This is a genomic window from Paenibacillus sp. FSL H7-689, assembly GCF_000517905.1.
In the GTDB taxonomy this organism is placed as follows: Bacteria; Bacillota; Bacilli; order Paenibacillales; family Paenibacillaceae; genus Paenibacillus; species Paenibacillus amylolyticus.
The window spans coordinates 42559-59454 of sequence record NZ_ASPU01000039.1 but is presented as its reverse complement, the minus strand read 5'-3'; the positions used below and the strand labels follow the sequence as shown (position 1 = coordinate 59454).

Below are 16896 nucleotides of genomic sequence, written 5' to 3'. Positions count from 1 at the left end.
GTGATTTTACCCGGTTTTAAGGAGATGTAAACGTTTTTAGGGAAATTCAGGAGTAAAGGACCTGATTTGAAAGGTTTGATATGGGAGGATCGAATCGGTTGTTATGTGAATAGTCCCAATTTTAAGGAAGTCAATGGTACCCGCTTATGAGGCATATTATCTGGTTAAATGATGCAAAGCATGCTAACTAACTTGGTACCATGGTCGGGTTGTTTAGGGGGTAATGTAGTTCCGGATATAACAAAAAACTGCCGAGCGAACCCGGCAGCTTGCGTGATATGAAGAAGGATGCGATGAAACTTTGATTCTGTCTGAGGTGGTATCGTGTTGGCTTTATCTACTTTGGCGAACAGCGATGTATATATCCACTTGTACACTTTCGGGATTCAGGCTGCGTTCATCATACAATTCAAAATCCCCGGTGAACGTACGATCGCTTTGTTTGTCCCATGCCCACACGGCTCCCCAGGCTTCGCCAACAACCTCTGCCATGGGTCCTTTTCTGGAAGTGAATACGGCGTAAGTTGCAGGAGGGAGTAAAATGTCGTCCAATCCTTCAGGCAATGATTCGTTCGGACTGACCTCATGCCCTACCAGTATGGTGTATTCTCCGGTTATCCCATCGGTGTAATCCGTGTAACAACCATAGCGAGCACTTTCAGGTGCAGGGAGGTGCTCTGAGGCAAAATAATTGTTCCAGAGTCCCTGAATACAACCTTTGCCACTGATTTCAATGGCGTTGGTTGTGCGGGCGGATACGCCGGCAATACGTTTTCCAGGGAGAGTGACATAACGAACGGGCTGGGCAGAGAACGAATGATCTGTTGTTACCTGATCAGGATTAGCGGAAACAGTAGGGTTTTCGGCCAGAGATTCTGCATGTTGATCCGTTGTATTTGTGCGCCAACGTTTCAAAAAAGGAAGCTGGTTACGCAGCATCGAACGAGCGGATTCCTCATCCATGCCTTCGTCCTTCAGAATGGCAGTGCACATCTCCGTCATGCCTTCTAGTGACATACCGGGCTGCTCAAACTTGCCCTCTTTGTAACAATAAATACAGTACTCACGGGTTGTGCTTCCATCTGCTTCCGTTCCGAATTGGGCAGGGGTTGTGAGCGGCATGCCGCAGCTTTGACATACAGTGACGTTCATGATTAATTCCTCCTCATATATGTACAGATTGAATATATCTGAAGTATACGGGTAGGAACTGGACAGCTGTCTGTCAGGTTTGAGTCGGAGGTATATAATTTTGTACAATTTGCTCCGCGATACGGCAGATTTCATCCCGAATATGCTGAGGTTCCAATACTTCAACGTCCGCGCCGAAGCCCAGAATGAATCCATATAACCAGCCATCCTCGGGAAAAGCAACCTGGCTGATATAATACCCAGTCCCATCAGGCATGACGTTCTCGATCCCAAACCATTCTTCCGCAATATGACGGACGCGAGCATGGAATTTCAAGGTTAACCTAGCTTGATTGTCCGGACGGCTCCATTCCTGTTGCCAGGGTCTGTCCTGTGGGTTGATGACTTTACGCTCGAAGTGCTCATTAGCAAGTGTGACATCTTGCATGCGCACAAGCTTGAACATGCGAAATTGATTCCGCTCGTGACAAAAAGCATACAGATACCAGGAATGCTTCTTGAGTACGATGGTATGAGGGTCGGCAGTTCGGTGAGTATGGATACCTTCCGCACTGCAGTAGGTAAAGGTTACGGGACGTAATTGATCCATACCCTGTTCGATAAGTTCAAGCTTGATTTTCAGCGCTTCGGGATGCGTCCAGGTTGAATAATCCACGATGAATCGATTGGTATTAGCCTGAAAATCGTCATTTTTGGATTCAGGGACGATACTGCTGAGTTTTTCGACCAGAAGCTCACGCGCCGCATTAGCATGGGAAGTGGATACACTGCGTAGTGCAGTGACGATGGAAGCGAGGTCCTTGTCTGTTAATACGTTTCGATCCAGACGGTAACCCTCTGCTAGACCAATCCCGCCGCTTGCCCCCTGATACGTCACTACAGGGATACCTGCTTGACCCAATGTATCAATGTCCCGATAGATGGTCCGGATCGATACTTCGAACATATCTGCCAAGTCTTTGGCTTGTACCCGTCCACGATTGATTAGCAGCACCACGATGGCTAATAAACGCTCCAGTTTCATATGTATGGATTCCTTTCATTGGTTTATCTGTTGGATTCAAATATGTTATATTGTTGAGCATCACACATAGGAGTGGAATAAGCAATGAAGCGAATTACGATTCTGATCGCAGACGATGAAGTTGAGATCGCTGATCTGGTTGCTTTACATTTACAAAAAGAAGGATATCACACCATCAAGGCCTTTGATGGGAAGGCGGCGGTTCAAGCTGTTCAGACCCAAGCGATAGATTTGGCGATTCTGGACATTATGATGCCTGGCATGGACGGGTATGAGGTGACCCGTAAAATTCGGGAACAGCATCATTTACCGATCATTTTCCTAAGTGCCAAAACGTCAGATATGGACAAAATTACGGGACTTGTGATGGGCGCGGACGATTATATGACCAAACCGTTCAATCCGATGGAGCTTGTTGCCCGGGTTAACTCCCAGTTGCGTCGTTCTCTGCAATTCAGCCAGTCTGCACCTGTTCAGAGGTCCATTCTGGAGAAGGGTGGGCTCATTATCACGCCAGATCAACATCGCGTTACACTCTACGGCAAACCAGTGGAACTAACACCGAAGGAGTTTGACATTTTGTATCTGCTCGCGAGCCACCCCAAGCAGGTGTTCAGTGCAGAAAACATTTTTGAACAGGTCTGGGGAGAAGCCTATTACGAGAGTGGGAATACCGTGATGGTCCACATTCGGACCCTGCGCAAAAAGCTGGGGGAAGATGTGAACAAGAACAAGTTTATCAAAACCATCTGGGGTGTGGGGTACACGTTTAATGACTAAACGAAGAAGTTTTCGTACAACCATGATTATGTTGCTAGGGTTAAGCATGCTTGCCTCTGGTGCAATTACCTATGGGATTTATAAGCTTATGCAAGCCTATTATTCGGGTGTCCGTGCAGAAGATCAGCTCGCTGAATATCGTCATTTTATGAGAAGTATCGGGGATATCTATTTCTTCCTGATCTTATTTATCCCACTTGCCATTCTATTTTTCTTCTGGTTTACCAAACCCTACGCGACGTATTTCAAGGACATTTCTACAGGGATCAGGCATTTGGCCAACGGTGACTTTCAGCATCGTGTGCAGATCTCCTCGAAGGACGAGTTAGGTACGATTGCGGAGGATGTGAATTTGGCAAGTGAGAAGCTAAGGGAAGCGGTAGAACGAGGGGATTTTGCTGAAAATAGTAAGGACCAGCTTGTTGTCAATCTGGCGCATGACCTGCGAACACCGCTGACGTCTGTGCTTGGATATTTGGATCTGCTCATGAAGGATGATCAGTTAACGGAGGAGCAGGTACGGCACTTTACGTCGATTGCATTCACCAAATCACAGCGCCTGGAGAAGCTGATTGATGATTTGTTCGAAATTACCCGTATGAATTATGGCATGTTGCCTATAAACAAGACACAGCTGGATCTTAGCGAACTGCTGAAGCAGATGAACGAAGAACTCTATCCTGTATTTGAAAAGAACCAACTAGTCGCCCGACTAAAAATAGACACTGACCTTACGGTCTCCGGTGATGGCGAGCTGCTGGCTCGTGTGTTCGAGAATCTGCTAATTAACGCTGCACGGCATGGCAAGGATGGCATGTACGTAGATATTAATGGATATCGGGATGCAGAACAGGTCATCATTCAGGTGATTAACTATGGTGGACATATTCGTCCGGAGGAATTGCCACATATCTTCGATATGTATTACACCGGAGATCGTGCCAGGACCCCTCAGGAGGGTGGGACAGGCCTCGGCCTGTTTATCGCTCGCAATATTGTGGAGCAGCATGACGGTACAATCTCGGCCCAGAGCGACGTGGTACGGACGTTATTCGAAGTTCGTTTACCCGTCTTCCAATAAGATTGACGTCAAATTTAAGAAAAACTTTAAAATTGCCCTGCTTTTTCTTTAACTTGTGTTGTCTATCCTTGATGTATGAGGTAAAAGGAGGAACAAGCATGAAAAAGTGGGGCTTTTTGATAAGTATTATTTTGATCGGATATATTGTTACGCAATCACCGGGATGGATTCAGCAGAAGGATGAGTTGCCCATCGAGATTCAGAATACGCGTGAAAATCCCGCAGGTTATACCGTATCCGTCACCGGAAACATTCAGGATCAGGTACATAAGGGCAACTTGTTACTAATTGATAAGCAATACCCCGTTTACCCGGAAGGAGTTAAATCCGATATTGTATATGTGGCACATGAGGATGATCTGCTTCGTGGATATGGGATACTGGATCAGAAAATCATGTTATCACGACAGGTGGCGCAGGAGTTTCAGAGGATGGTTGAAGCAGCAGGCGAAGAGGGAGTCCGATATTTTCTCGTCAGCAGTGGGTACAGGGACTTTGAAAAGCAGGACGAGTTATATCGGGAAAAGGGTTCAGATTATGCGCTTCCTGCGGGACACAGTGAGCACAATCTTGGTTTATCACTGGATATCGGCTCGAGCTTGGCTGCGATGAATGAAGCACCAGAGGGTGCCTGGCTGGAAAAGAATGCATGGAAATACGGATTTATTTTACGTTACCCAAAGGATAAAGTGCGCATCACCGGTATTCAGTATGAACCATGGCACTTTCGATATGTAGGGCTGCCGCACAGCGCTGTCATGTATAAGAATAATCTGGTGCTGGAAGAGTATCTCGATATGCTTAAAGAGAAAGAGAACATTACTGTGGAAGTAGAGGAAGAGCAGTATCATATCCGCTATTATCGGGCCACCCGAGATACAACTGTTTACATACCTGAGCAAGGCCAAACTGAAATATCGGGTGATAACATGGATGGCGTCATCGTCACCGTAAAGAAATAACAGGGCAACACAAAGGAGGCGAAACAACATGAAGCACAACAACCAGAAGAAAAGCAAACATTACATCCTTTGGATTGCCGTTTTCATTATCTATGTATATCTACTTACGAAGCTGATCCTGTTTAAAGGAAGCCCGGTCGATTTTGGCATCGTGAAGGATCGACTGATGGCGTTCTTGCAACAACCGGATCTGGTCCATAACCGAACCGTCAACCTGACACCATTTCAGGAAATATCACGAGACTGGAACAGTCTGTCGTTACATCGTCCTGGCACCGCAATCCATCTGGTAGGCAATATACTGGCCTTTATCCCTCTGGGCATCTTCATCCCTGTGTTGACGGGCAACAAGTTATTCTCTGGAGTAAAGGTAATCTTGCTGTCTCTGCTGCTCAGTCTGGGCTATGAAGTGACACAGTTAGTGACTGGTATGGGCATATTTGATGTGGATGATTTGATGCTTAATACACTCGGCGGCTTGATTGGATATATTGTTTTCACTATGGCTATGGGTCTGAAAAAGGTGTTGGTGGGAGGAGAATCCCACGTGACGACGAAAAAGTTAAATTCTAAGGAAAGTCACGTGTAAGGAGGAGAAGAACTTGATTATAATGGCTGTACTGTTCATTAGCGCAGGGCTAATATTTCTCGTGTATCCACACAAGGTAACGGATGCTTCGGAAAAACAGATTGCGGAGCGAGTGATCATGTCTAGATGGGTTGGAGGCTCGTTAATTGCTCTGTCGTGTTTGTTTCTGATCATGGGCACGATTCAACTGTTAGATCAAGCCTCACATCACATTGGGCATTAGAAGGAAGTTGGCCTTGAAGCAACGGAGGACACACACATACTGAAACCACAGCTCCCCGTAACGTGCAGAGTGCACTTTACGAGGAGTTTTTTAGTGTTTCATAAGGTCTCAAATTCAGGAGAGGATCAGTGAACTTTGCGAGTAACATCGTAAATGAGGTAGAGTAGAGATGATGCGTTAGTACCTATTTCTTACAAAAAAAAGGAGGACATACATTGTATTCATTAGCTATACAACTAGCAGGAACAATGAAAGCCATTATGCAAATTGAAACTGAAATTGCTGAAGCTAAGATTGATCAACAGGCTGAAGAGATCATACTTGGTATGGAACAGAGAAGATCGGCTTTAATAAATAATGTCACACGTGATGAATTAATGGTCATCCAAACAGTGATGAACGTAGGAAGGTCAGAAAGAGGGTATCGTTATCATTTTAATTCGGAAGACGTTGAGATTATTAACCTTCCCATTGAGTTAAACGAGCATGAGTTGATGCAGAAATATTCCTATTATCTTATACATAAAACCAAAGAGGAATTAGCATATGGAATTGAATATCATACGCTTGTCTCATCATTTCTAAAAGAAGGTATAGAGATCTTAAAACTCTAGACCGTCACCCGACATACTGATAGGAGGTCTGCAAGATGATAATGAAAATTTCGTATTATACGCCAGATGGATTCTACTATTATGTCCCCGATCAATATGCAGAGAAGATGGAAGAGTGGAGAATTGAATTTTCAGATTTTTTGCAGAGTATAGAGGGAAAACATCCATTCACAGAATACATGGAGTCCATTAATTATGAGGGTAAGTTGGAATATGCTATTTTTGGACGTAGTTATGGCGGAGATGAGTTTGTAGACTGGATTAACGTAGAGAAATTAAACTGCAGAGGTATATATCGTATAGCTGAGCCACCTGATGATTCGGAAGTTGGCTTGAAGATTGATTTTTAAACATATCCCTATTATAAAAAGCAAAGCCAAAAAAGCTCCCCGCCACGTGCTGATTGCACGTGGCAGGGAGCTTTTGTATAACTTCATCACATTAATGATTTATATCATTAAGCTTTTTTCATCATTTGACGCAATACGGTTTGCAGGATACCGCCGTTATGGTAGTAATCCACGTCAACCATGCTGTCCAGACGAGCGATGACAGGGAATTCGAACTGTGTACCGTCTTCACGAGTTACGGTTACTTTCAACTCTTGTCCTGGCTTCACATCATTGCTGAGGCCAGTAATGTCATACGTTTCACGTCCGTTCAGACCAAGGCTGGACCAGCCGTGACCTTCCTGGAATTGCAATGGCATTACGCCCATGCCGACCAGGTTACTACGGTGAATCCGCTCGAAGCTTTCTGCGATAACGGCTTTGACGCCGAGCAAGAATGTTCCTTTTGCCGCCCAGTCACGGGAGCTTCCTGTACCATACTCTTTACCTGCGATAACGATCAGGTTCTGTCCTTCATCCTGATACTTCATGGAAGCATCGTAGATGGACATTTCCTCGTCCGTTGGCAGGTACTTCGTGATACCGCCTTCTGTACCAGGAGCCACCTGGTTACGAATACGAATGTTGGCAAACGTACCACGCATCATGACTTCATGGTTACCACGGCGTGAACCGTAGGAGTTGAAGTCTTTGCGCTCTACGCCATGTTCTTTCAGGTACAGTCCAGCCGGGCTGGATGGTGCAATATTACCTGCTGGCGAGATGTGATCCGTTGTTACGGAATCCGCAAGCAATGCCATAACGCGTGCAGAACGGATATCTGCGATATCGTTCAACTTGTCGCCAAGCTCCTGGAAGAACGGAGGATTCTGAATGTACGTGGAGTTCGGATCCCACTCGTACAGTTCACCTTCCGGTACAGAAATTGAATTCCAACGCTCATTGGCTGTAAATACATTCTCGTACTTGTTGCGGAACATCTGAGCGTTCAGGGAACTAGCGATGGTATCCTTGATTTCCTCGGAGGTAGGCCAGAGGTCTTTCAGGAATACAGGCTCATTGTTCGTATCATAACCGATTGGATCGGTTTCAAAGTCAATATTTACGGTACCCGCAAGTGCATATGCCACAACGAGTGGTGGTGATGCCAGGTAGTTGGCTTTAACCTGTGCGTGTACACGGCCTTCGAAGTTACGGTTACCGGACAATACAGCCGCTACGGTCATATCGTTCTCAGCAATAGCTTCGCTCACTTCGTCCGGCAGTGGGCCGGAGTTACCGATACATGTTGCACAACCGTAGCCCGCAACGTTGAATCCGAGTTTGTCGAGATACGTGATCAGACCTGCTTTTTCCAGGTACTCGGTAACCACAAGGGAACCTGGTGTCAGACTGCTTTTCACATATCCTGGTTTGGTCAGGCCGCGTTCAACTGCTTTTTTCGCCAGTAGTCCCGCTCCAACCATAACACTTGGATTCGAAGTGTTCGTACAACTTGTGATCGCCGCGATCACAACAGCCCCTGCCTTCAGTTCACTGTTGGAACCGTCCGGATGCTTCACAGGTACGGATTGTTCGATTTTCTCATCGCTCAGACCGTAGCCGCCTTTATCTACAGGTGTGCGAATGATGCTGTTGAAGCTTTCTTTCATTTGTGTCAGCTCGATGCGATCTTGTGGACGTTTTGGTCCTGCAAGACTTGGTACAACAGAGCCGAGATCCAGTTCAATCACATCTGTGAATTCAGGATCAACGGTGCTTGAAGTACGGAACATGCCTTGAGCTTTGTAATAAGCTTCAACCAATTCTACCTGCTCGTCAGGACGGCCAGTGTTACGCAAATAGTTCAACGTTTCACTATCAACAGGGAAGAAACCGATCGTTGCGCCATATTCTGGTGCCATGTTGGCTACTGTTGCACGGTCAGCCAGACCGATGTTGGCAAGACCTGGTCCGTAGAATTCTACGAATTTACCAACAACGCCTTTTTTACGAAGCAATTGGGTAACGGTCAGTGCCAGATCCGTTGCTGTTGCGCCTTCACTCAGGCTGCCTGTCAGTTTGAAACCGATAACGTCCGGTGTTACAAAATAAAGCGGTTGGCCCAGCATACCTGCTTCAGCCTCAATACCACCAACACCCCAACCAACAACACCAAGTCCGTTGATCATGGTGGTGTGGGAGTCTGTACCTACGAGGGAATCCGGGAATACAACGGTTTCGCCGTCCACGGTTTTGGTTGCTGCCACGGAAGCCAGATACTCAAGGTTAACCTGGTGAACGATCCCTGTGGATGGTGGAACTGCACGGAAGTTGTTGAATGCCGTTTGCGCCCAACGCAAGAAGCGGTAACGCTCTTCATTACGCTCAAACTCAACTTTGATATTGTAATCAAGTGCATCGTTGGTACCAAAAGCATCAACCATAACGGAGTGGTCGATAACGAGATCGACGGGTACGAGCGGGTTGATCTGTTTTGGATCGCCACCTGCTTTTTTCACAGTATCACGCATTGCAGCGAGGTCAACGACAACCGGTACACCGGTGAAATCCTGCAGAACGATACGTGCAGGGATGAATGGAATTTCCTTGTTATTGTCACGGCCATCTGCCCAGCCGGTCAGTTGTTTTACGTGTTCTTCGGTGATGGCACGTCCGTCGAATTGACGAATTGCTGCTTCAAGCAACACTTTAATGGAGAAAGGAAGCCTGGAAAGATCGCCGTGGCCGTTTTCCTGAAGAGCATCGAGACTGTAGTAGCGGTAAGACTTGCCTCCAACCTCAAGACTGCGAGCGGCGGAGAAATGATTCTTTGCTGACATACATGTACCTCCTTGGGATGTGTCGGTGAGATGAAGAAAACGTTCATTTAGGTGAAGAACAGGCCTTCATCGTTCCGTGTTCTTGTTCGTTAGTTTCATCAGATGAAACGTAATTTCATAATCATAACTTTAGTTTTAAGTATACCGTTTTCACTTCCGTACGTAAAGGTCTTTTTGCCTGATCAAGCAAGCTTTTGGACCGATGAAGGCGTTTTCGTGAAGCGAGCAGGAATAAGATATCTTGTGTACCTGTATTTGCCGAATTTCGGATCTCCCTCCTGAGCCGTGTACATACAACCGAAGACCCTTTCATATGAATAGTAGGAGTTTATATACGCAATGAAATATTCCGGACAGAACTCATGCCAAAGGGGGACATAGGCTTGGAACGGGAATGGAAGAGTGCCTTATATACTTACGTGAACCAGTACAATCGCTGTGAGATCGACTACCGTCCACAGACCAGCGAACGGATCGTTACCGATCCTGACTTCGTGGTGGAACGGGGAGAGCGTATGGCAAGGCTGGACGAATGGTATCGTAAGCGGCGCGCCGTGCCTCTTCGCAGCGAGACCAGCGCCAAGCTTGTGCGCACGCTTATGGATGGCCAGGAAGAAGCGGTGGTGGATGTACAATTGTACAGCAGACTGTTCTACGAGAAGAGCGGGATCACCCACCGGGAGGACCGGATTGAGCGGGAGCGGTTAACCTTTCTGCGGCAGAGTGGTGGATGGATCATTGGACGGGTCGAGCGAGAAGTGCCGGAGCGTCGCCCTGCTGGGGAAGGACGTCCGTTTCAACAAGCTGATTTTGTACAGGCGATGAATCGGCCGCTGCTGAATCGGGAAGTGTTGGGTCAAGGAAGAAGCTCACGGCAACAGTCATATCGCAGAGATCTGGCGGTTGCCTATGCAGATCGGTGGTGGAATGCGGGAAATCCGGCATTTGAGGAATTTGATGTGGATTGTACCAATTACGTGTCCCAATGTCTCTTTGCAGGGGGCGCACCCATCCACTATACTGGTAGAAGAGAAGCCGGCTGGTGGTATAAAGGGTATGTGAACGGCTCCGAAATGTGGAGTTACAGTTGGGCAGTCTCCAACAGTCTGGAGCGTTATTTGTCAGGCAGCAGCTGGGGTCTGACCGCGACAGAAGTGGAGCGTCCTGAGCAGCTGATGCTCGGCGATGTTATTCTCTACGATTGGGATGGAGATGGACGATTTCAGCACAGCACCGTTGTGACCGCGTTTGATGCGGGCGGTATGCCGCTTGTTAACGCACATACGGTTAGCAGCCGTCACCGATTTTGGGATTACCGGGATTCTTACGCTTGGACGGAGCGGACGGTATACCGGCTTTTTCATATTGCAGATGAGTTTTGATGACGAAAGATTTTCGGGATGCGGTGACGCAGACATCCAGTTCCGTGTAAAATAAGACCAGATAATGCAAGCAGAATAACAAGGGTGCTGAGCATGCAAACATGACAGCATCAGGCACAGATAATCGGAGGGTACACATGAGTATGGATAAATTAAAAGTAGGCGTCGTGTACGGCGGAAAATCGGGCGAGCATGAGGTGTCGCTGCAAACGGCGTTTGCTGTAACAAACGCATTTGATTATGAAAAGTATGAACTGGTTCCTTTTTATATCTCCAAGCAGGGGACGTGGAAAAAAGGACCTGTCATGCATGCGCCGTTCGCGCAGATTGAAGACTTGAAGCTGGAGCAATCGGCAGGCGGAACGCAGGATGCGCTGAACGCACTGTTTGGCCGTTTGTATGGCGGAGCAGAAGCGCTGGACGTGATGTTCCCTCTGCTGCATGGTACGTTTGGAGAGGATGGCACCATTCAGGGCATGTTTGAGATGGCGGATATGCCATATGTAGGTGCAGGTGTACTGGCTTCGGCTGGCGGCATGGACAAAGTGGTCATGAAAAAGCTGTTTGCACAGGCTGGCATTGACCAATGTGCCTTTACGTATTTTAACGCGACACAATGGAAGCAGACAGAGCACGAAATGATCGTACAGGTCGAAGATCAGCTCGGGTATCCTTGTTTTATCAAACCGGCGAATCTGGGCTCCAGTGTAGGTATCTCCAAAGCACGTAACCGCGATGAGTTGAAGACAGCTGTCGAGTTTGCACTTCGGTATGACACGAAGGTTGTCATTGAGGAGTTCGTTGAAGCACGCGAGGTTGAAGTCAGCGTCCTCGGCAATGACGAGCCCATGGCTTCCGTTCCAGGTGAGATCGTATCCTCCGGTGAGTATTATGACTATGCAGCCAAGTATATTGATGGTCAATCACAGATGCTGATTCCAGCTCCACTGGACCCAGAGGCCGCAGATCGCATTCGCGAGGCAGCTTTGCAGGCGTTCCGTGCGATTGAAGGTAACGGTATTTCACGTGCGGACTTCTTCATTCGGAAAAATGACGGCGCCTTGCTTATTAATGAAGTCAACACCATGCCTGGTTTCACACCATACAGCATGTATCCACTTCTTTGGCGTGAGACAGGTGTATCGTATGCCGAACTGCTGGATCGCATGATTGAGCTGGCACTGGAGCGTTACAACCGCAAGCAGGCACTGAATTACGAGAACGGCGTACAGGCGTAGCCTGCGACCACAAGATCAGGAGGGATATGCATGGGATTTCAGACTGAATTCAATTCCGTATGCAAGTTCAAGAATGAGCAGGAGCTGTTCGAACTGCTTGAATACGGACGCGGCAAAATGGTCAAACAGGGCTTCCGGGTATTTCCTACCGGCCAGAAAGTGATTGCATACACACCGGATAACGTGGCTGTAGCCATCGTCAAGATCGTGGTTTCCATTGCGGAGATCAACTTCCAGGGGCAAGAGGTAACCGAGGTGGAGATGCAACTCATCCGCAAATTGACTGAGGAAGAATCACGCATTCAGACTGCCCTTGCGGATGAGATGTTCTTTGGAGAGCAAGCACAGGAATAGTTGTTGACTGTAAGTGCGGGTCGGAAGGACGGATTTGCCAGAATACGATTATGGTCACTCTTTTAGGGTAAAACTTGGTTATATACAGTGACGGTACATCCTGACGGTTAAATATGCCGTGCGGGTTCTCCGCCCTAATAGAGAGGAAGAGATTCATGCTCGTACGCTTTGGTTACGTGGCAATGTCCGTGCTTATAGAGAACGCCTCGCCTTCCCGGACCATGACCATGTCGAGTTTTAACAAAATCGATGACAGGGAAGCGGCGATCCGCAAGCTCGAACGGATTGCAGCCGAGAACCTGCACAATACATTACGTTTGCTCAGGCACAACAAGGGTAGCCATATTCATGTATATCGCTTCTCTTCCAAATTGATTCCACTGGCAACACACGAGGACCTGAATGACTGGGACCCGTTCCCGGCGCTGAAGCAGGACTTTGCGGCCATTGGTGATTTTGTGAAGGAAAATCATATGCGTGTGTCCTTTCATCCGGATCATTTTACCGTACTTAGTACCCCCCGCGAGCAAGTTCTGCGCAACTCGATTCGCGACCTTCGTCATCATGTTCGGATGCTGGATGCCATGGGGCTGAATGCCACTGCCAAGAACAATATACATATTGGTGGTGCATACGGGGACAAGCCTTCGGCGGCGCTTCGTTTTGAAGAAAACTTTTTGAAGCTGGATCGGGACATTCAGGAGCGGCTCACACTCGAAAATGATGACAAAACGTTCAATGCGCCTGAGACACTTGCCGTGTGCCAGCGCTTGGGATTGCCCATGGTACTTGATATCCATCACCATTGGGTGAACAACGAAGGAGAACAGGCATGGGATCTGTGGCCTGATATTCTAAAGACCTGGCAGTCACCGCTTGCCCAGGCAGATTCACCGGCTGATCAGCCATTGCCACCCAAAATCCATGTCTCCAGTCCAAAAAGTGAGAAGGATCTGCGAGGTCATGCCGATGGTGTGGAGGTAGAGCCTGTGCTCGATTTCTTGCGTCATATCGCAGCAGACACCCCAAGACTTGACGTGATGATTGAGGCCAAACGCAAGGATGAGGCTCTTGTGCAACTGATGCAGAAGCTGGCATTCTATCACGAAGAGGGTGTGGAGTGGGTGGACGAGTCTACCGTCATCATTCATCCGTAGTGCCAAAAGGGGCCTGGGCAACGAGAAACTTTACGACCTGTGGGGCGTATACTTTTAACAAGTATTTCAACTTTTCGTAGATTGATATAGAAAGTAGAGTGAACGCTTTGAATGAGAAGGAAAAGACACCTTATGTCGTGACAAGCAAAAGCTATACTGCCGTTGCCATTAATGCAGCTTCCAAAGCTGGCGAATGGATCAAAAGCCGTCTTGGGACGGTAGCTGAACTTGGCACCAAATATTCACCCCAAGATCTGGTGACCGAAGTGGATAAAGGAGCGGAGCAGATGATCCGCCGCCTGATTCTTACGCATTTTCCCCACCATGCCATTCTGGGTGAAGAGGGCGTCGAACCGGGACCGGAAGCTTCGGCAAAAGCACTGAAAGAGGCCGAGGAAGAAGAGTTCTTGTGGATTGTTGATCCTGTGGACGGAACGACGAATTTTGTACACGGATTCCCGTTTTATTCGGTGTCCATTGCATTGGCTCACAATGGTGAAGTCATTGTCGGCGTGATCTACGACCCTTCCCGTGATGAAATGTTTGTTGCTGAAAAAGGGAAAGGAGCATATGTTCACGGAAACCGGATGCTTGTATCTGGTGAACAAGAACTGGCTCAGAGCCTGATTGCGGTTGGATTCCCGGCAGACACAACCTTTGCGTTGCCACTGAATATGGCCGCTGTACAGGCGCTTGCTCCGCAAGTTCGTAACTTGCGTGCAGGTGGATCTGCCGCCCTCCATCTGGCATATGTTGCCGCAGGACGTCTCAGCGCCTACACCGAAGTTGGATTGAAACCGTGGGATATTGCCGCAGGTGCGCTGCTGGTTGAAGAATCTGGTGGCAAGGTGACCGATACCATCGGAACGCCTTACCAACTGTCTGTGAATCATGTCGTTGCCAGCAATGGCAAAATCCATGATGCACTGACGGATGTGCTGAAGGAAGCGAAAGCAACCGGTCTGGAGTGAGTTTATTCAACTCATCTACTCGCCTTTATCACCGGATTTCTACCTTGGAAAAGGGAATCAAAGAAATCTGGGGATAACAGCGATCGGAAGATGGTTCTGTACACGAAGTGAAAGTACAATAGTAATAATTAACGCATGTATGACTTTAATTAAAGGAGCGAAAACAATGGATGAATCCAAAGAACTGGAACAACGGCTCAGTGATATGCTGACGGAAGGGGACATGGAAGAGTCCGGCGACACCAATCAGCGTGAACGCCAGCTGATTCCTCCAAAATATGAAGTGCGAATCCAGACAGAACGTGATCCAATTGTTGAGGAAACGTTAAAGTACCGGAAGATGGCACGTGAAGTGGATGATCGTTATGATCGATATCTGGAGCGAGCTACCGGGAACAAACCGGAGAGCGACAAGGGTCATTTGATTGCTGAAGACTCAAATAAGCCGCAATCTTAACTAATCACTGAACGTCATAGCTGAGCTTAACCAGTAACAGACTCCCCTTCAGGGAGTCTGTTATTTCATGTGTGCTCTCAGTGGAGAGGACAACGCCTACTTTAAAATGATAGAATAGAGTAACACGAACCGATGTCATTGGAATGACCAATGTACTATATATTAGTGAGGTTGTTCAAAAAGTCCGCTTTTGATTACGAAGGATGCCTAGCTTCATCCCATCTTCTCGGTACTGAAAACCGACCTTTTTGAACACGTACATTTAGTGTAATTATAGATTTGCGAGAAGGAGTGTTACCTGAATGAAGCGTAAACGTATATGGGAAAATACAGCTGCCGGTTTAACGGTAAGCATGTTGGCAGGAATGCTGCTCTTTACATCATCTGCATTGCCTGCACACGCGGCTGACACCAAAACCGGTGTATTGCCAGCGGGTACAAACGAGACTTCGCTGACAGCGAAGAAAGATGCAGTAGCCGTAACTAAGGAGTTCCGCATCGTCACATTGGGAGATTCCATAACGGTAGGTTATGAGCCCAACACAAAAGAATTGCCTTATGGTTATGTAGAACGTTTGCATGAGCAAGGTTTGCTGCATGGACGTACACAGGTGGACAACTACGGGATTGCCGGATTGAAAACCACTGGCCTGAAAAACTTTACTACTGCAATTAAGGATGGCAAAACGCTGACTTCTGAAGCCATTCAACCAAGTCTTCCTGATCCAAGAGCGGGACAGATCGGAGCCAATACTGCTGCAATCCGTGAGAGTGTAGCACAGGCCAATCTGGTTGCAATTACCATTGGGGGAAATGATGTATCTGAGCTTCTCGGTACAGCAGACAAACTGAGTGATCAGGAACTGCAAGCCAAGGTAAAAGAATTACTCGCAACATATACAGCCAATGTAAGTGCAACGATTAATGATATCCATGAAATTAATCCGACAGCTACAATTGTCATCGCTGATCAGTATCAACCGATGCCAGAAGTAGCAGGCAAGGCACTCTATGCCAAACTTATGGAGGCGTCCCAAGGCTTCACACAGACCATTGATGGCATTGCAGCACAATTCACTGCTCAGGGTACCGATGTCAAAGTCGCACACGTGGCCAAGGAGTTTGTTGGTGGTGAAGGCACGATGACACATATGATCAAAGATCGTGATTTCCACCCGAACCAATTTGGATATGCGGCCATTGCCGAAGTATTTGCCAAAACGATCTGGGGCGACTACACGAAGCTGACTACACCCGCGACAGGTGAGCCGATGAACATTATTGTGAGTGGCAAAACATTAAATACTCCGTACAAACCGATTATCCGTAACGGCAAAAACTTTGTGGCGATTCAAGACATCGTGAATGCGGTCGGTGCTACTACGGTGTGGGATAACAAAACTTCAACCGCAACCATTACATATGGAGACCGGAAAGTTGCGGTGAAGATTGGTGCCAATGCTGTGAAGGTAAATGGAGCATCGGTTACTGTGGATACACCTGCATTCCTGAATAAGGTAGGCAAAGAGTCCAAAACATATGTACCACTTGCCATGGTGGCTGAAGGTCTTGGCTTTGATGTGCAGTATGTAGCGAAGCTGAAAACTGTTTTTGTTAATCCGTAAATTGTATTTCATACTTTAACATGATGTTATTCAACAGCCAGAATACCTTGATCTGTTCAAGGTATTCTGGCTGTTTTGTGTTCTTTTTGAGTTGCTGACACAGATGTATACCTTC

General features: G+C 47.4%; 17 protein-coding genes. 14 read left to right on the top strand and 3 right to left on the bottom strand.

The window, feature by feature from the left end:
* Window positions 1–333: 333 nt before the first annotated feature.
* Window positions 334–1152 carry a zinc ribbon domain-containing protein gene (locus tag C170_RS22115; RefSeq protein WP_036614125.1) on the bottom strand — a complete coding sequence of 273 codons (819 nt, stop codon included), beginning with the start codon at window positions 1150–1152 and terminating at the stop codon, window positions 334–336.
* A 73-nt stretch (window positions 1153–1225) separates the two neighbouring features.
* A complete protein-coding gene (locus tag C170_RS22110) occupies window positions 1226–2176 on the bottom strand; it encodes a helix-turn-helix transcriptional regulator (protein WP_036614123.1) in 951 nt (316 codons plus the stop codon).
* 84 nt (window positions 2177–2260) lie between these two features.
* Here C170_RS22110 and C170_RS22105 point away from each other — a divergent pair, with 84 nt between their 5' ends.
* From C170_RS22105 to C170_RS22075, 7 genes are all read left to right on the top strand, one after another.
* Complete coding sequence (locus C170_RS22105) at window positions 2261–2956, top strand: response regulator transcription factor (protein ID WP_036614121.1); 696 nt, start codon at window positions 2261–2263, stop codon at window positions 2954–2956.
* The gene (locus tag C170_RS22100) at window positions 2949–4037 is read left to right on the top strand and encodes a HAMP domain-containing sensor histidine kinase (RefSeq protein ID WP_036614119.1); all 1089 of its coding nucleotides are present in this window, start codon (window positions 2949–2951) and stop codon (window positions 4035–4037) included. Before C170_RS22105 ends, C170_RS22100 begins: the two co-directional genes overlap by 8 nt.
* 98 nt (window positions 4038–4135) lie before the next feature.
* Window positions 4136–4999 carry a D-Ala-D-Ala carboxypeptidase VanY gene (locus C170_RS22095; protein ID WP_036614118.1) on the top strand — a complete coding sequence of 288 codons (864 nt, stop codon included), beginning with the start codon at window positions 4136–4138 and terminating at the stop codon, window positions 4997–4999.
* 28 nt (window positions 5000–5027) lie between these two features.
* Window positions 5028–5588, top strand: a complete 561-nt coding sequence (locus C170_RS22090) for a VanZ family protein (protein ID WP_036614117.1) — start codon at window positions 5028–5030, stop codon at window positions 5586–5588.
* 13 nt (window positions 5589–5601) lie between these two features.
* Entirely contained in the window at window positions 5602–5811 is a 210-nt protein-coding gene (locus C170_RS22085) for a hypothetical protein (RefSeq protein ID WP_036614116.1), read from the top strand.
* 215 nt (window positions 5812–6026) lie between these two features.
* Window positions 6027–6425 carry a hypothetical protein gene (locus tag C170_RS22080; RefSeq protein WP_036614115.1) on the top strand — a complete coding sequence of 133 codons (399 nt, stop codon included), beginning with the start codon at window positions 6027–6029 and terminating at the stop codon, window positions 6423–6425.
* A 35-nt stretch (window positions 6426–6460) separates the two neighbouring features.
* A complete protein-coding gene (locus C170_RS22075; RefSeq protein ID WP_036614113.1) occupies window positions 6461–6775 on the top strand; it encodes a hypothetical protein in 315 nt (104 codons plus the stop codon).
* Window positions 6776–6882: 107 nt separating this feature from the next.
* On the opposite strand, the gene acnA is transcribed toward C170_RS22075, so the two are convergent.
* Window positions 6883–9597, bottom strand: coding sequence for an aconitate hydratase AcnA (gene acnA, locus C170_RS22070; RefSeq protein ID WP_036614112.1), 2715 nt, complete (start codon window positions 9595–9597; stop codon window positions 6883–6885).
* A gap of 383 nt (window positions 9598–9980) precedes the next feature.
* On the opposite strand from acnA, the gene C170_RS22065 reads away from it, so the two are divergent.
* The 7 genes from C170_RS22065 (at window position 9981) to C170_RS22035 (ending at window position 16781) form a co-directional block, all read left to right on the top strand.
* Window positions 9981–10979 carry an amidase domain-containing protein gene (locus tag C170_RS22065; RefSeq protein ID WP_370511462.1) on the top strand — a complete coding sequence of 333 codons (999 nt, stop codon included), beginning with the start codon at window positions 9981–9983 and terminating at the stop codon, window positions 10977–10979.
* A 137-nt stretch (window positions 10980–11116) separates the two neighbouring features.
* Window positions 11117–12217, top strand: coding sequence for a D-alanine--D-alanine ligase (locus C170_RS22060; protein ID WP_036614110.1), 1101 nt, complete (start codon window positions 11117–11119; stop codon window positions 12215–12217).
* Between the two features lie 30 nt (window positions 12218–12247).
* A complete protein-coding gene (locus C170_RS22055; protein WP_036614107.1) occupies window positions 12248–12571 on the top strand; it encodes a hypothetical protein in 324 nt (107 codons plus the stop codon).
* A 155-nt stretch (window positions 12572–12726) separates the two neighbouring features.
* Window positions 12727–13728, top strand: a complete 1002-nt coding sequence (gene uvsE, locus C170_RS22050) for a UV DNA damage repair endonuclease UvsE (RefSeq protein WP_036614105.1) — start codon at window positions 12727–12729, stop codon at window positions 13726–13728.
* A 107-nt stretch (window positions 13729–13835) separates the two neighbouring features.
* On the top strand, window positions 13836–14699 hold the full coding sequence (locus C170_RS22045; RefSeq protein ID WP_197997992.1) for an inositol monophosphatase family protein: 864 nt from the start codon (window positions 13836–13838) through the stop codon (window positions 14697–14699).
* A gap of 166 nt (window positions 14700–14865) precedes the next feature.
* The gene (locus C170_RS22040) at window positions 14866–15156 is read left to right on the top strand and encodes a hypothetical protein (RefSeq protein WP_036614100.1); all 291 of its coding nucleotides are present in this window, start codon (window positions 14866–14868) and stop codon (window positions 15154–15156) included.
* Between the two features lie 302 nt (window positions 15157–15458).
* Window positions 15459–16781 (top strand): stalk domain-containing protein, encoded by a 1323-nt coding sequence (locus C170_RS22035; protein ID WP_036614098.1) that lies wholly within the window; start codon window positions 15459–15461, stop codon window positions 16779–16781.
* Window positions 16782–16896: the final 115 nt, after the last annotated feature.

Coding starts and splice junctions, on each gene's coding strand:
- C170_RS22115 (WP_036614125.1), bottom strand. CDS start 1,152: ATGAACGTCACTGTATGTCAAAGCTGCGGCATGCCGCTCACAACCCCT.
- C170_RS22110 (WP_036614123.1), bottom strand. CDS start 2,176: ATGAAACTGGAGCGTTTATTAGCCATCGTGGTGCTGCTAATCAATCGT.
- C170_RS22105 (WP_036614121.1), top strand. CDS start 2,261: ATGAAGCGAATTACGATTCTGATCGCAGACGATGAAGTTGAGATCGCT.
- C170_RS22100 (WP_036614119.1), top strand. CDS start 2,949: ATGACTAAACGAAGAAGTTTTCGTACAACCATGATTATGTTGCTAGGG.
- C170_RS22095 (WP_036614118.1), top strand. CDS start 4,136: ATGAAAAAGTGGGGCTTTTTGATAAGTATTATTTTGATCGGATATATT.
- C170_RS22090 (WP_036614117.1), top strand. CDS start 5,028: ATGAAGCACAACAACCAGAAGAAAAGCAAACATTACATCCTTTGGATT.
- C170_RS22075 (WP_036614113.1), top strand. CDS start 6,461: ATGATAATGAAAATTTCGTATTATACGCCAGATGGATTCTACTATTAT.
- acnA (WP_036614112.1), bottom strand. CDS start 9,597: ATGTCAGCAAAGAATCATTTCTCCGCCGCTCGCAGTCTTGAGGTTGGA.
- C170_RS22060 (WP_036614110.1), top strand. CDS start 11,117: ATGAGTATGGATAAATTAAAAGTAGGCGTCGTGTACGGCGGAAAATCG.
- C170_RS22055 (WP_036614107.1), top strand. CDS start 12,248: ATGGGATTTCAGACTGAATTCAATTCCGTATGCAAGTTCAAGAATGAG.
- uvsE (WP_036614105.1), top strand. CDS start 12,727: ATGCTCGTACGCTTTGGTTACGTGGCAATGTCCGTGCTTATAGAGAAC.
- C170_RS22040 (WP_036614100.1), top strand. CDS start 14,866: ATGGATGAATCCAAAGAACTGGAACAACGGCTCAGTGATATGCTGACG.
- C170_RS22035 (WP_036614098.1), top strand. CDS start 15,459: ATGAAGCGTAAACGTATATGGGAAAATACAGCTGCCGGTTTAACGGTA.